The sequence below is a fragment of the Streptomyces sp. 378 genome (assembly GCF_030124145.1).
Lineage (GTDB): Bacteria > Actinomycetota > Actinomycetes > Streptomycetales > Streptomycetaceae > Streptomyces.
The window spans coordinates 25,728-38,627 of sequence record NZ_JASKMS010000025.1; the positions used below are offsets into that span (position 1 = coordinate 25,728).

Here is a 12,900-nt window from a genome sequence, read left to right on the forward strand (position 1 = left end):
CGTGACCGGGTCGGAAAGCGGGTTCATCGAACTCGACGGTGTGGAGAAGGTCTTCGAGGTGCGCAAGAAGACCGGCTTCATGAAGCGGGAGCGGCGGCGGGTGCGGGCGGTCGACTCGATCTCCTTCCGCGTGGCGCGCGGCGAGATGGTCGGGTACATCGGGCCGAACGGCGCCGGCAAGTCCACCACGATCAAGATGCTGACCGGCATCCTCACCCCGAGCGCGGGCCGGCTCCGGGTGGCCGGGATCAACCCCTCCGAGGAGCGGACGCGGCTCGCGCACCGTATCGGCGTGGTGTTCGGGCAGCGTACGACGCTGTGGTGGGACCTGCCGCTGATCGACTCCTACCGGCTGATGCACCGCATGTACCGGATCCCGGACGCCCGTTACCGGGAGAACCTCGGCCGCCTGGTCGAACTCCTCGATCTGGGCGACCTGCTGGACGTGCCGGTGCGCCAGCTCTCCCTGGGGCAGCGGATGCGCGGGGACGTCGTGGCGGCGCTGCTGCACGACCCGGAGGTCCTGTACCTGGACGAGCCGACCATCGGGCTGGACGTCGTGTCCAAGTCCAAGGTGCGGGAGTTCCTGCGGGAGTTGAACGCCGAGCGCGGTACGACGGTGCTGCTGACCACGCACGACCTCCAGGACATCGAGCAGTTGTGCAAGCGGGTGATGGTCATCGACCACGGGCGCCTGATGTACGACGGTCCGCTCGCCGGGCTGCACGAGGCGGGGGAGAGCGAGCGGATCCTGGTGGTGGACCTGGAGCGGGAACTGCCGCCGATCGAGGCACCGGCGCCCGCGCGGGTGGTCCGTGTGGACGGGCCGCGGCAGTGGCTGGCGTTCCCGGCGGGGCAGTCGGCGGCGCCGCTCGTGGCGCGGATCGCGGCCGACCACCCGCTGGTGGACCTGTCGGTGCGGGAGCCGGACATCGAGGCGGTGATCGCGAAGATGTACGCGGACCGGGCCGAGCGGGCGATCTCGTAGCCCTCGGCGGGGCGAACTCGTAATCTGCTGTGTATGACCGACGACGCAGTCCCGGACCTCCGCGCCTCCGACGCCGACCGTGACCGGGTCGCCGGCATCCTGCGGGACGCCGTCGCGGAGGGACGCCTCGACATGGAGGAGTTCGGGGAGCGGCTGGAGGCCACGTACAAGGCGCGGACGTACGGGGAGCTGGCGCCCCTCACCCGGGATCTGCCGGCCGAGGGCGTCACGGTGCCGGTGGTGTCCCTGACGAAGGACCCGGCGGCAGGCCCGGAGTGGTCGGGGCGGATCGTCGGTGGCGAGGGGTCCTCGAACTGGGCCGTCGCCGTGATGTCCGGTTTCCAGCGCAAGGGGCGCTGGACGATGCCCCGGCGGTTCACCTGCTTCGCCCTGTGCGGCGGCGGGGAGATCGATCTGCGCGAGGCGAACTTCGCGGACCGCGAGGTCGAGATCAACGCGATCGCGGTCATGGGCGGGGTGGATGTGATCGTGCCGCCCGGGGTCGAGGTCGTCGTCCGCGGCATCGGCATCATGGGCGGCTTCGACCACCGCGAGGAGGGCGTGCCGGGGGAGCCGGGCGCGCCGCGGGTGATCGTGACCGGGTTCGCGCTGTGGGGCGGCGTCGGGGTCCAGCGGAAGCTGACCCGGGCGGAGAAGCTGCGGATCCGGGAGGAGCGGCGCCAGGAGAAGCTGGAGCGGCGGGCGGGGCGGCGGGAGGAGTTGGACGAGCCGCGCCGGCGGAGAGGGCACGGGGAGCACTGAGCGCCGGCAGCGGTGTGCCCGCCGCCCGCGGACGGGCGACGGGCACAGGGCGGGACGGGGGCGGGGCTACAGCTCCGCCGGCGCCGACCCCTTCAGCATCTCCAGGTCGAAGGACTCCGCCATCCGTGCGTACCCCTTGTCGCTGGGGTGCAGATGGTCCCCCGAGTCGTAGTCGGACCGCAGCCGCCGAGGATCGTACGGATCGCGCAGCGCCCGGTCGAAGTCGGCCACGGCGTCGTACACCCGCCCGGCGCGGATCTCCGCGTTGATCGTCTGGCGTACCGCCTCACGCGCGTCGGTGTATCCGCGGTGCCCGTGGAACGGCATCAGGGTCGCCCCGACCACCTTCACTCCGCGTGCGTGTGCCTGCCCCACCAGGGTGCGCAACCCGTCGAGGATCGCGTTCGGGTCGGCCAGGCGCGGGTTGCGCAGGATGTCGTTGACGCCGAGGTCGATGACGACGACCTTCACGTTCGTGCGCTCCAGCACGTCCCGCTGGAAGCGGTTCAGGGCGCTGGGGTTGTCCGCGGGGCGGCCGAGGCCGTCGGTGAGGACACGGTTGCCGCTGATGCCCTGGTTGACGACGCTGTAGCGGGGCAGGTCCCGCCCGGCCGCGATCTGGGCGCGCAGCCGGTCGGAGAGCACGTCGGGCCACCGGTTGTTGGCGCCCGGGGTGGAGGTGATGCCGTCGGTCAGCGAGTCGCCGAGGGCCACGATGGTGCCGTCGGACTCGTTGCTCAGCACGTCCAGCGCGGTCAGGTAGCGCCAGGAGACGCTCTGCTCGGTGTAGGGCGTGCCCGTCGCGTCCCGCGCGTGGTCGCCCTGGGCGACGTAGGAGGTCTGGCGGGCGTGCGGGTGGTACGTCACGGGGCCGGAGCCGGTCGGCGTGTACGTGGTGACCAGGACGTCGGAGTCGGGTGGGACGACGACCCGGACCGCGTCGCTCATCACCTGCCGGCCGGGCGGGATGACCACCGTGGGGCCGCCGCCGAAGGTCAGCTGCCGCATGGTGTCCGCGAGCGCCGCGGCCGTACCGCTGCCCGCGGAGACGGCGATGGTCGCCCGCGTGATGTTCAGCGGGGACTGGCCGTAGAGATTGGACAGCGTCACGCGGGCACTCGTACCGCCGACGCTGGTGTGGACGACGTTGCGCACCGATCGGTCCGCCATGCCCGTCGTCTCGGTGCCGGGCTCGGCCGCGGCCGGGGACGTGGACCAGGTGCCGACCCAGGTGCCGGTGGAGGCCGGGGCGGCCGAGTTGCGCGGGACGCGGCCCTGGCCGACCGCGTTCCCGTCGGGTGTGCCGTTGTCGGACGCCACTCCGACGTACAGGGCGGTGGAAAGGGCCATGATCGCTGCGACGACCATGCCCAGGAGGGCGTAACCACGTCCTCGGGTCATGCTGTGTTGTTCTCCTCGGGCGATGGGAGCCCAAGGCTCCGATCTGATGTGCCCATGATGCGTCATGGACCGGGGGAAGCTCACAGGACCCCGTGGCAATACCCCCCCTGACAGACGCCGGGAACTCCTGTCCCGTTCCAGGAGTCGGTCAGCAAGGGACAATGTGTGCGGGATCACCAAGCGGGTGGAGCGGATGAACCGGACGAAAACAGAACAAAGCGGTACTGACGTCGGAGGGCAGCATGCCCGGCCCGGTGCCGTCGTGAACCGTGCGATGACGACCTTCAGCCCGGCGGACGAGGAGAAACAGCGCGGCGTGCGGCAGATGAAGCTCACCGCCACCGGGCTGCTGCTGTTCGTGGCCGTGGTCTACGTCCTCGCCAAGTGGGCGCAGAACTCCGGCGCCGGCCCCTGGGCGGGCTATGTCGCCGCGGCCTCCGAGGCGGGCATGGTCGGCGCGCTCGCCGACTGGTTCGCCGTCACCGCCCTCTTCCGGCACCCCCTCGGCATCCCCATCCCGCACACCGCGATCATCCCCACCAAGAAGGACCAGCTCGGCGTATCCCTGGGCGAGTTCGTCGGCGAGAACTTCCTCTCCGAGGACGTCGTACGACAGCGGCTGCGCGCCGTCGGCATCGGCAGCCGCCTCGGCGCCTGGCTCGCGGTCCCCGAACACGCCGACCGGGTCACCGCCGAGCTGTCCACCGCCCTGCGCGGCGCCCTGACGGTCCTGCGCGACTCCGACGTCCAGGCCGTGGTCGGCGAGGCCATCACCCGCCGGGCGGCCGCCCAGGAGATCGGGCCCGGCATCGGCAAGATGCTGGAGAAGGTCGTCGCCGACGGCGGTCACAAACGGGTCGTCGACCTCGTCGTCAACCGCGCCCACGACTGGCTGGTGCTGCACCGCGACGAGGTCATGGACGCCGTGGAGGGCGGCGCCCCCGGCTGGACGCCGAAATTCGTCGACCGCAAGGTCGGCGAACGGGTCTACCGGGAACTGCTGCGCTTCACCACCGAGATGCGCGACATGCCCGCCCACCCCGCGCGCGGCGCCCTCGACCGCTTCCTCACCGACTTCGCCTCCGACCTCCAGTCCGACACCGACACCCGCGCCCGCGTCGAGCGGCTCAAGGGCGAGGTGCTGGGCCGCGACGAGGTCCAGGACCTCATCGCCAGCGCCTGGACGGCCGTACGATCCATGATCGTCGCGGCGGCGGAGGACGAGCGCAGCGAACTGCGGCTGCGGGTCCGCGCGTCCCTGCTGTCGCTCGGCTCCCGGATGGCGGCCGAGCGCAAGGTGCAGGACAAGGTCGACCAGTGGGTGGAGGACGCGGCCGTCTACGTCGTCACCGCCTACCGCAAGGAGATCACCTCCCTGATCACCGACACCGTGGCGAGCTGGGACGCCGAGCACACCACACGGAAGATCGAGGCCAACATCGGCCGCGACCTGCAGTTCATCCGCATCAACGGCACGGTGGTCGGCTCACTGGCCGGCCTGCTCATCTACACGGTGTCCCACGCTCTCGGGGCGTGACGAAAGCAACTCAGGGCGTAAGGAAAACCGCTCAGGGCACTAGAACCGGGTTCCGCTCGATGAGGGAGGGAGCCCATGGGCACCGCGCAGGCCGAAAGAGGCCGGACCATCACCACCGACATCCCCGCCCGCCTCGACCGCCTCCCGTGGTCGCGCTGGCACTGGACGATCGTGATCGGCCTCGGCACCGTGTGGATTCTCGACGGACTCGAAGTCACCGTCGTGGGCAACATCGCCAGCCGCCTGTCGGAACCGGGCAGCGGCCTGCCCATCACGTCCGGTGAGGTCACCGGCATCGCGGCTGCCCTGTACGTGGCGGGAGCCTGCCTGGGCGCCCTGTTCTGGGGCCGCCTGACCGACACATGGGGGCGCAAAAAACTCTTCATGATCACCCTGGCGGTGTATCTGGCGGCCACCGCCTTCACCGCCGTCGCCTTCGACACCTGGTGGTTCTTCCTCTTCCGCTTCCTCACCGGCTTCGGCATCGGCGGCGAGTACGCGGCGATCAACTCCGCGATCGACGAGCTGATCCCCAAGGAGTACCGCGGCCGCGTCGACCTGATGATCAACGGCAGCTTCTGGCTCGGCGCGGTCTTCGGCTCGCTGCTGTCGATCGTCGCGCTGGACACGGACATCTTCGCGGCGAACGTCGGCTGGCGCCTCACCTTCGCACTCGGCGCGGTCCTCGCCCTGGTGATCCTCCTCGTGCGCCGGCACGTCCCGGAAAGCCCGCGCTGGATGCTCATCCACGGCCGCGACGACGAGGCGGAACGCGTCGTCTCCTCCATCGAGCGCAAGATCGAGGAAGAGCGGAACGAACCCCTGCCGCGCCCCGAGGGCGAGATCACCATCCACCAGCGCCGCAGCGTCTCCTTCCTGGAGATCGGCCGCACGGTCTTCTCCGACTACCGCAAGCGCGCCGTCCTCGGCTTCTCCCTCTTCATCGGCCAGGCGTTCCTCTACAACGCGATCACCTTCGGCTTCGGCGCGATCCTCACGCAGTTCTTCGACGTCCCGAGCGGCAACACCGGCTACTACTTCGCCGTCATCGCCATCGGCAACTTCTGCGGCCCGCTGCTCCTGGGCAAGCTCTTCGACACGGTCGGCCGCCGCATCATGATCTCCGGCACGTACATCCTGTCCGGCCTCCTCCTCTTCGGCACGGCCTGGCTCTTCGACCAGGGCTCGCTGAGCGCGGCCACGATGACGGCCTGCTGGTGCGCGGTCCTCTTCTTCGCCTCGGCGGGCGCCTCCAGCGCCTACCTGACGGTCTCCGAGGTCTTCCCGATGGAGACCAGGGCGATGTCGATCGCCTTCTTCTACGCCATCGGCACCGCGGCCGGCGGCATCAGCGGCCCGCTCCTCTTCGCCAAGCTCACGGAAACCGGTGTCGTCGGCGACACGGTCCTCGCCTTCTCGATCGGCGCGACGCTGATGTGCCTGGCGGGCCTGGTCGCGGCACTCCTGGCGGTCAACGCGGAACGCCGCTCCCTGGAGGACATCGCCAAGCCGCTGACGGCGACGGAGAAGAGCGCGAGCACCGTCAGCGCAAGGTAGGAAGCCGGGGAATCCGTACCTCGGGCCGGTGGGTCGGGGGCGTATGGAAAACCGCGTACGCCCCCGCGACGGCTCCCCCCTCCGCAGCCAAGTCGCCTACCTGCGGGGGCCGGTGAGGGGAAGCCCGGACGGCGAAGGGGGCGGCCGGACGGCGAAGGGGACGACAGAACTGCGTTATAGTTGATCTGCATCCGCTCGCCGGACTCCGGCAGACGGACGATGCGTTGGTGGTCCAAGGAAAGACGCCCCACTTCCTGTGGGGAGATGCAGGTGCAAGGCCTGCCCGGCGCTCTGACAAGAACCCCGGCCCTGGTTTCAGGGCCGGGGTTCTTCGCGTCACCGCCCGCCGGCCGGTCGTCACGGTCACGTCGGGCGCAATGACCGACACGGTCCCGGCCCGATCGCTGGTCACGTACGCCATCCGCCGACGACGGCATCTCCCCATCCACAGGCAGCTGCTCTGCTCAGCCGCCACGGTGCTGCGCCCACGTCTCGGCGGCGGTCTTGATGCGCCGTGTCCACGCGTCGGGGTCTGCCCCTGCGATCCGAACAGGGAGCCATGCCGGGGTTTCGGCACAGCGAAGGAGGGCGACGGTTCCTTCAGTGCCGACGGAGGGGGTGGCAGTGCAGCCCGGCAATGATTCCTTCGCGCGTTTCCACGAGCACTTGGAGGCTCTCGCCGCCGATTCCGGACTCTCCGCCGGGGGAATCCCGGGCAAGTTGGGCATGGTGCGCGGAGGTCTGATCTTCGCCATGGGGCATGCGTCCTCGCTCAGGGCGCTGGAGCAGCTGCGCCGCTGGTCGGCGTCCCACTGGCGGCGGGCCGGGACAGGACCGGGCGGCCCGGAGGCCGCTTGGTGCGATCTGGCCGGCGTTTCGCTGCGACTCGCCTTCCAACTGGCCCATGAGAGCGACTACTCCGTGCAGTCGGGCATGGGTGCGCTGGCCCGGCAGATGACGGTCGCCGCCCACCGGCGATTCCTGGCCCGATCCGTGGATCCGGCGACCGGTTCCCGCGAGGACTACGACCAGGCGCTCAAGCGGGTCTTCGAAGAGAACTCCCTCAGGTACATGGACCGCCGCACGATGCCGCTCTACCGCCGACTGGCCACCGGCGCGTTCGCCGCTGCCCACGCCGACGGCGGTGCCTCCGCGAACGCGGCGGAGCAGGCCGGGCAACGGTACGTCCCGGGGCTGCTGGCGGAGGTCGGCGGTATCCCCGTGCCGTCCGGGCACCCCCAGGCCGGGGCCCGCGTGCTGGGGCGGCTGGTCGCGGACCGGGACTGGGAGGCGGAGATGACCACCACGGGAGCGCCGGACCGCGGCGGCAGCGCCGTGGCCATGCTGGCCACCCGCCGGTTCGACACCTTGCTGGGACTTCCGCCGCGCGCCGGCTGATGCGACGTGATGCACGGGCGTTACTCATACGGAAAGGTGCTGAAGTCACAGAAGGTTTCCGGACATAGGACTGATGGTATGAAATCGAGGTTGATAGTCAGCTAGGCAATGGCTTCGCGGCGATTGCCCGGTGGGGGGAGAAGAACTGGACGCGGCGGCCAGGCCCGAAGACCCCGAGGACGCCCCTGGGAGGATGAGCGCGGCGGCCATCGCCCGTCTCCCCTACGACCGGCGCCGGGTCATGACCGAGTACCTCGACGTCCTGCGGTCCCACGGGAAGGACACCGAGCTCGTCGAGTCCGCGCTCGCGGCGTGGGACGAGCACGGCGGGGACCCGATCGACGAGAACTGCCGGTTCGTGGCTCAGGCCGTGGCCGGCGCCCTGACGGAGCTCGGCTGCGACCGTGCGGTCCTCGACCGCTTCGAGATCTGCGCCGTGGCCCGACAGGCGATCAGCGCCGCGGGGCAGGCCTACGGGGACGGCTCGGCCCTGATACGGATCTCCGATGCTCTCTTCGCCTTCGCGCACCTGTATTCCTCGCATCTGGCGTACGCCAGGGTCAAGGAGTCGGACCTGGCCTCCTTACGAGCCGTTTTCCGCCGGCACATGCGCGACGAGAGCGGCCTGGACGAGGTCCTGCTCACCGCGTCACTACGGTTCAGCGCGCTGCACCAGCGGGTCCTGGGGGGAGCGATGACGCCCGTTCTGACTCTCGGGGAACGGCAACAGGTCGACGCCGACTGGTATCTGACCCACTGCCTGCGCTTCGTGGTGGCCCACGAGTACGGCCACGTCCTGCTCGGCCACAGCGCTGCCGCCGCCGGTGTCTCCTCCTGTTCCGGCGACCCCCGGTGGGAGACCGAGGCGGACGAACTGGCCCTGCGGACGGTCGTGCACGCGCAGCGCGGTCACGGACCGGGGACCGCGCTGCACGCGGGGCTCGGTGCCCTGCTGGCGGTGGTCGTCGTGCACTTCGCGGAGCGGGCCCTGTACGTCCACCGCGGCAGCACCCACCCCCCGGCCGCCGAGCGCCAGGAGCGGCTCGTCCGGTCCCTGCCACCGCATGTCGCACTGCTGGTCAGGCAGTACGGCGACACTCTGATGGCGCTCACGGACCGGGCGGCCGACTTCACGCTCCGCGCGGTGGCCGTGCCGTGGCAGCCGGTGCTGGACCACCCGCGGGTGGTACGCCATGCCCTCTGGGACGACTACCGCGACGGCATCGCGCGGTACGCCGAGATCCAGTCCGGTGCACCGGAGCGGCTGGTCTCAGCCCTCCGCGCCCTGGGCACCCGGCACGGCATCGCCGTCCCAGCCGGGGCCGAGGCCGTGCTGTCGGGCCGGCCCCGTGACGGGCTCCGGCTGTGGGGCCTCGCGGACCGGCGGATCGAGGAGATCACCGATCCCGCTCTACCGCTGTCCTTCTGGGCGCTGCTGGAGGACATCAAGGAATCGCTGCCCGTCGTCGGCTCAGCTCCTGCCGAGCAACTGGAGTTGGCCCTGCACGCCGCCACGTTGACCCAGCACGTACTCATGAAGGAGTCCCGCCGATGACCGCAGCCGACCGCGTCCCGCTCGACACGTACCAGTCGATGACCGAGAACGAACTCTACGAGGAACTGGGACGGCACCTGCTCGGCTCCGGGCCCGGCATGACGCCGGACGACCGGCGTGAAGCCCGGGACTTCGGCCGTACCTGGTTCCGCAACCAGTACGACCGCCTGCGGCACAGCGTGTGTCTGCACCCGAGACTGCAGGGCTTCAGGGACAACAGCGTCTCCGACAACCTGATCGACGCGGGTGCCATCTACTCCGCCGCGGAGCAGGTGCTCAGCGACTCCGTCCAGGCTGCGATCGTGGCCGTGCTGGCCACCCGCATGGGGCTGTCCGTCTTCTGCGCCGGCGTATCACCCGACGGTTCCTCCGACGCCTGACCGCGCGGCAGCGGACGGCCCTCCCGCAGTCCCGAAACAGTGCGGGTTCTTCGCCCAGCCGGCGACGTGGTCGATGGAGCACACCCCGCTGACCTCACCTCACACATACGCCGTTGAGGTCGCAGGGTGTCGGTGCAGCCGTGTCCACGGCGTCTGTCAGCGGGCCAACGCAATGTCGTGATTCATCACGGGGAAGGGCTCAGTGACGGTCGTCTCCGGCTCCGGACATGATCGGCCGGACAGGCGTGGGCGTCGGCCGTTGGGGATCGCCGTGCCGGCTGAACGCGGGCCGGTCAGCCGCGCCGGTCCGCCACCACCCACGACGCCAGCCCGACGGCCCCCGCCACCCCGAACACGGCGGGCCAGGCACCCACCTTCTTCGCCAGCGGATGAGACCCGGCGAAGGCGGCGACGTACGCGGCCGACAACGCCCCCGCGGCCACCCCGCCGGCCTGCTGCCGCCACTGCCGCGCGGCCGTCACCCCGGCCGCGGCGAGCACGACCCCGCCGAGCGGCCGCTGCCTGGTCCAGCGGGCCACGCCGTACCCGCCCACGAGCCCGCTCGCCGCGACGACCGCGCTGGGAACCCGAACCTTCGCCATACCTGCCTCCTCCTGCGTCCTACGCCCTGCGCCGCGCCCTCTCCTCCGGGCCCTGCTCGATCTTGAGGCTAGCCCCCTCCCCGGCGGGGCTTCCGCACCAGGGCACAGCGGGGACGCCTATGAACATGAGCGGGGGCTTGTCAACTTTCCTCCTCCGAGCTATATAAGAAGACGCAGACCGTAGGGCATCGCACCGACTGCACCCGAAGAGAGGAGTGACCGGTGATGCTCATGCGCACGGACCCCTTCCGTGAACTCGACCGGCTCACCCAGCAGGTTCTGGGCTCCGCCACCCGCCCGTCCGCGATGGCGATGGACGCCTACCGCTCCGGGGACGACTTCTTCGTCCGCTTCGACCTCCCCGGCATCGACCCCGAGACGATCGAGCTGGACGTCGAGCGCAACGTCCTCAACGTACGAGCCGAGCGCAGGTCCCCCGCCCCCGAGGGCGCGGAACCGCTGGTCGCCGAGCGTCCGACCGGCACCTTCACCCGCCAGCTCTTCCTCGGCGACACGCTCGACACGGAGCGCATCGACGCCTCGTACGAGGCGGGCGTCCTGACCCTGCGCATCCCGGTGGCCGAGCAGGCCAAGCCCCGCCGCATCCAGATCTCGGGCGGCGACACGCGCAAGCAGATCAGCGGCTGACCCCCGCGGCACCGCGGCAGCCGCCCGTACACAGGTCGCGCCGCCGGCACGATCCCCCCGGCGGCGCGCCACGCGCTCTCGACCCACCCTCGCACCACGCACGCACCCACCCACGCACGCACCCGGAGGAAATCCCCACACATGAGCACGACGACGGTGCCCCGTGTGACGACAAGTAGCGCCGCCCACCCCGACGACGGCGACGGCTGGCCCCAGCTGATCGAAGCGGTCCGCGAGTCGGGCCTGTACCCCACCCGGTCGAAGGCGGAACAGGTCACCCGTACCGTCCTGGCCGCCCTCGGCACCCACGTCACCGGCGACGAACGGGTCGACCTGGCCCGCGCCCTGCCCGGGGAGGCCGCCCGGCTGATCGCCTCCCAGGTCCCGGCCACACACCGGCTGACGGCCGCCGAGTTCGTCGACTCGGTCGCGGCCCGGACACCGGCAGCCACCCCGGCCACAGCCCGCTGGGACGTCAGCTCGGTCCTCGGCGTGCTGCCGTCCCTCATCGGCGACGGCCTGGTCACCCGCATCCTGACCCAACTCCCGCCGGGCTACGCCCTCCTGTTCGGCCGAGCCGACCTGACCCCGGCACCGTAGGCTCCCGGGCTCCCGGGCTCCTGAAGCCGTAGGCTCCCAAGCTCCCGAAGCGCGCACGACGGCCGCCCCGCGACGCACAGGGGCGGCCGTCGGCGCGGCCGGCCGAGCTGACGACAACGGGGGACCCCTTGACCCGCACGACGTCCGGAACCCTCACCACCCCCGACGGCACGCACATCGCCCACAGGACTCACCACCCCGCGGGCGAGCCCACGACCACGTTCCTCCTCCTGCACGGCCTGGCGGGCCACCAGGGCGAGTGGGACACCCTCGCCGGGCAACTGCAGTCCGATGGCCACCGCGTGGTGACGTACGACGCACGGGGCCACGGTGCCAGCACCCGCATCCCGGTGACCACGACCCGCGAGGCCCACGTCCGGGACGCCGTCACCCTGCTCAAGGAACTGGCCCCAACTCCCGTGACCCTGCTTGGCCAGTCCCTGGGCGGCCACACGGCGATGCTGCTGGCCGCGTCCCACCCGCACCTGGTGGAGGCCCTGATCCTGATCGAGGCCGGCCCGGCGGGCCCGGCCCCCGACCTCCCGGCACAGATCGCGACCTGGCTGGACGGCTGGCCCACCCCCTTCGAGTCCCTGGGGGAGGCGGAAGCCTTCCTGGGCCACGAGGCATGGACGAGAACCCTGGAACGGCGGGACGACGGCTGGTACCCGGGATGGGACCGCACCACGATCATCGACACCATCGCCGAACTGGCCACCACCGCCTACTGGGAGGAGTGGTCCCGCATCACCCGCCCCACGCTCCTCATCCAGGGCGAACACGGCACGATGCGCCCCGACGAACCGGCCACGATGCTCGCTCACCGCCCGGGCACCAGGACGGTCCGCATCCCCGGGGCGGCCCACGACGTCCACCTGGACCAGCCGATCCGCCTCCACGCGGAGATCCGCGCCATCCTCCTTGACCTCAAGCTCGCTTGAGGTCCTACGTTGACCGGCATGAGCGCACCGACCGAGAACCTCAAGGAGTACTCCCAGCAGGAACTGGCCGCCCAGCCCATCGGGGCATGGACCGGCCAGGCCTACCGCAGGGTCGTAGGGGCCATACGAGACCAACTCGCCGTGGAAAACCTCACCCAGCCCCACTGGTGGACCCTGAACCACGCCTCCGGCGCCCCGGGCACCTGGACCCGCGCCACCCTCACCGACCGCCTGACCCCCTACGACGACCAGAACACCGACTTCGACGCGATCTACGACGACCTCATCGCCCGAGGCTGGCTCGCGGAGGACGCGACGGGCGGCATGACCCTCACCGAGGAGGGCGAGGCCGGCCGCCTCCGAGCCCGGGAACGCAACCTCCGCGTCCACCACCAGACCCACGAGGGCATCCCCGAGGCCGACTTCGTCACCACGATCAACGTCCTGCGCCGCATGGTCGCCAACCTGGGCGGCAACGGGAACCTCCCCGAGGAACCGAAATAGATCGACAAGGCCCGGTCTCCCCACGCA

13 protein-coding genes are annotated in these 12,900 nt (G+C 70.9%); 11 read left to right on the forward strand and 2 right to left on the reverse strand.

Features of this window, described 5'->3' with window-relative positions:
- Position 1: 1 nt before the first annotated feature.
- Positions 2-988 (forward strand): ABC transporter ATP-binding protein, encoded by a 987-nt coding sequence (locus QNO09_RS28325; protein ID WP_283973088.1) that lies wholly within the window; start codon positions 2-4, stop codon positions 986-988.
- Positions 989-1,021: 33 nt separating this feature from the next.
- Positions 1,022-1,750 (forward strand): DUF1707 SHOCT-like domain-containing protein, encoded by a 729-nt coding sequence (locus QNO09_RS28330; protein ID WP_283973089.1) that lies wholly within the window; start codon positions 1,022-1,024, stop codon positions 1,748-1,750.
- Between the two features lie 66 nt (positions 1,751-1,816).
- On the opposite strand, the gene QNO09_RS28335 is transcribed toward QNO09_RS28330, so the two are convergent.
- Entirely contained in the window at positions 1,817-3,151 is a 1,335-nt protein-coding gene (locus QNO09_RS28335) for an SGNH/GDSL hydrolase family protein (RefSeq protein WP_283973090.1), read from the reverse strand.
- A 193-nt stretch (positions 3,152-3,344) separates the two neighbouring features.
- Here QNO09_RS28335 and QNO09_RS28340 point away from each other — a divergent pair, with 193 nt between their 5' ends.
- The 5 genes from QNO09_RS28340 (at position 3,345) to QNO09_RS28360 (ending at position 9,578) form a co-directional block, all read left to right on the forward strand.
- Entirely contained in the window at positions 3,345-4,688 is a 1,344-nt protein-coding gene (locus QNO09_RS28340) for a DUF445 domain-containing protein (RefSeq protein ID WP_502962355.1), read from the forward strand.
- A 75-nt stretch (positions 4,689-4,763) separates the two neighbouring features.
- The gene (locus QNO09_RS28345) at positions 4,764-6,245 is read left to right on the forward strand and encodes an MFS transporter (protein WP_283973092.1); all 1,482 of its coding nucleotides are present in this window, start codon (positions 4,764-4,766) and stop codon (positions 6,243-6,245) included.
- A 618-nt stretch (positions 6,246-6,863) separates the two neighbouring features.
- The gene (locus QNO09_RS28350) at positions 6,864-7,643 is read left to right on the forward strand and encodes a hypothetical protein (protein ID WP_283973093.1); all 780 of its coding nucleotides are present in this window, start codon (positions 6,864-6,866) and stop codon (positions 7,641-7,643) included.
- A 193-nt stretch (positions 7,644-7,836) separates the two neighbouring features.
- The gene (locus QNO09_RS28355) at positions 7,837-9,198 is read left to right on the forward strand and encodes a phage exclusion protein Lit family protein (RefSeq protein ID WP_283973094.1); all 1,362 of its coding nucleotides are present in this window, start codon (positions 7,837-7,839) and stop codon (positions 9,196-9,198) included.
- Positions 9,195-9,578, forward strand: a complete 384-nt coding sequence (locus QNO09_RS28360) for a hypothetical protein (RefSeq protein WP_283973095.1) — start codon at positions 9,195-9,197, stop codon at positions 9,576-9,578. The genes QNO09_RS28355 and QNO09_RS28360 overlap by 4 nt, the downstream gene beginning before the upstream one ends.
- 293 nt (positions 9,579-9,871) lie before the next feature.
- On the opposite strand, the gene QNO09_RS28365 is transcribed toward QNO09_RS28360, so the two are convergent.
- On the reverse strand, positions 9,872-10,180 hold the full coding sequence (locus QNO09_RS28365; RefSeq protein WP_283973096.1) for a hypothetical protein: 309 nt from the start codon (positions 10,178-10,180) through the stop codon (positions 9,872-9,874).
- A 225-nt stretch (positions 10,181-10,405) separates the two neighbouring features.
- On the opposite strand from QNO09_RS28365, the gene QNO09_RS28370 reads away from it, so the two are divergent.
- From QNO09_RS28370 to QNO09_RS28385, 4 genes are all read left to right on the forward strand, one after another.
- Positions 10,406-10,828, forward strand: a complete 423-nt coding sequence (locus tag QNO09_RS28370; RefSeq protein ID WP_283973097.1) for an Hsp20/alpha crystallin family protein — start codon at positions 10,406-10,408, stop codon at positions 10,826-10,828.
- A 141-nt stretch (positions 10,829-10,969) separates the two neighbouring features.
- Positions 10,970-11,428: a DUF2267 domain-containing protein gene (locus QNO09_RS28375; protein WP_283973098.1), complete on the forward strand. Its 459-nt coding sequence runs from the start codon at positions 10,970-10,972 to the stop codon at positions 11,426-11,428.
- 128 nt (positions 11,429-11,556) lie between these two features.
- Positions 11,557-12,369, forward strand: coding sequence for an alpha/beta fold hydrolase (locus tag QNO09_RS28380; RefSeq protein WP_283973099.1), 813 nt, complete (start codon positions 11,557-11,559; stop codon positions 12,367-12,369).
- A gap of 18 nt (positions 12,370-12,387) precedes the next feature.
- Entirely contained in the window at positions 12,388-12,873 is a 486-nt protein-coding gene (locus QNO09_RS28385; protein WP_283973100.1) for a winged helix DNA-binding protein, read from the forward strand.
- Positions 12,874-12,900 lie beyond the last annotated feature (27 nt).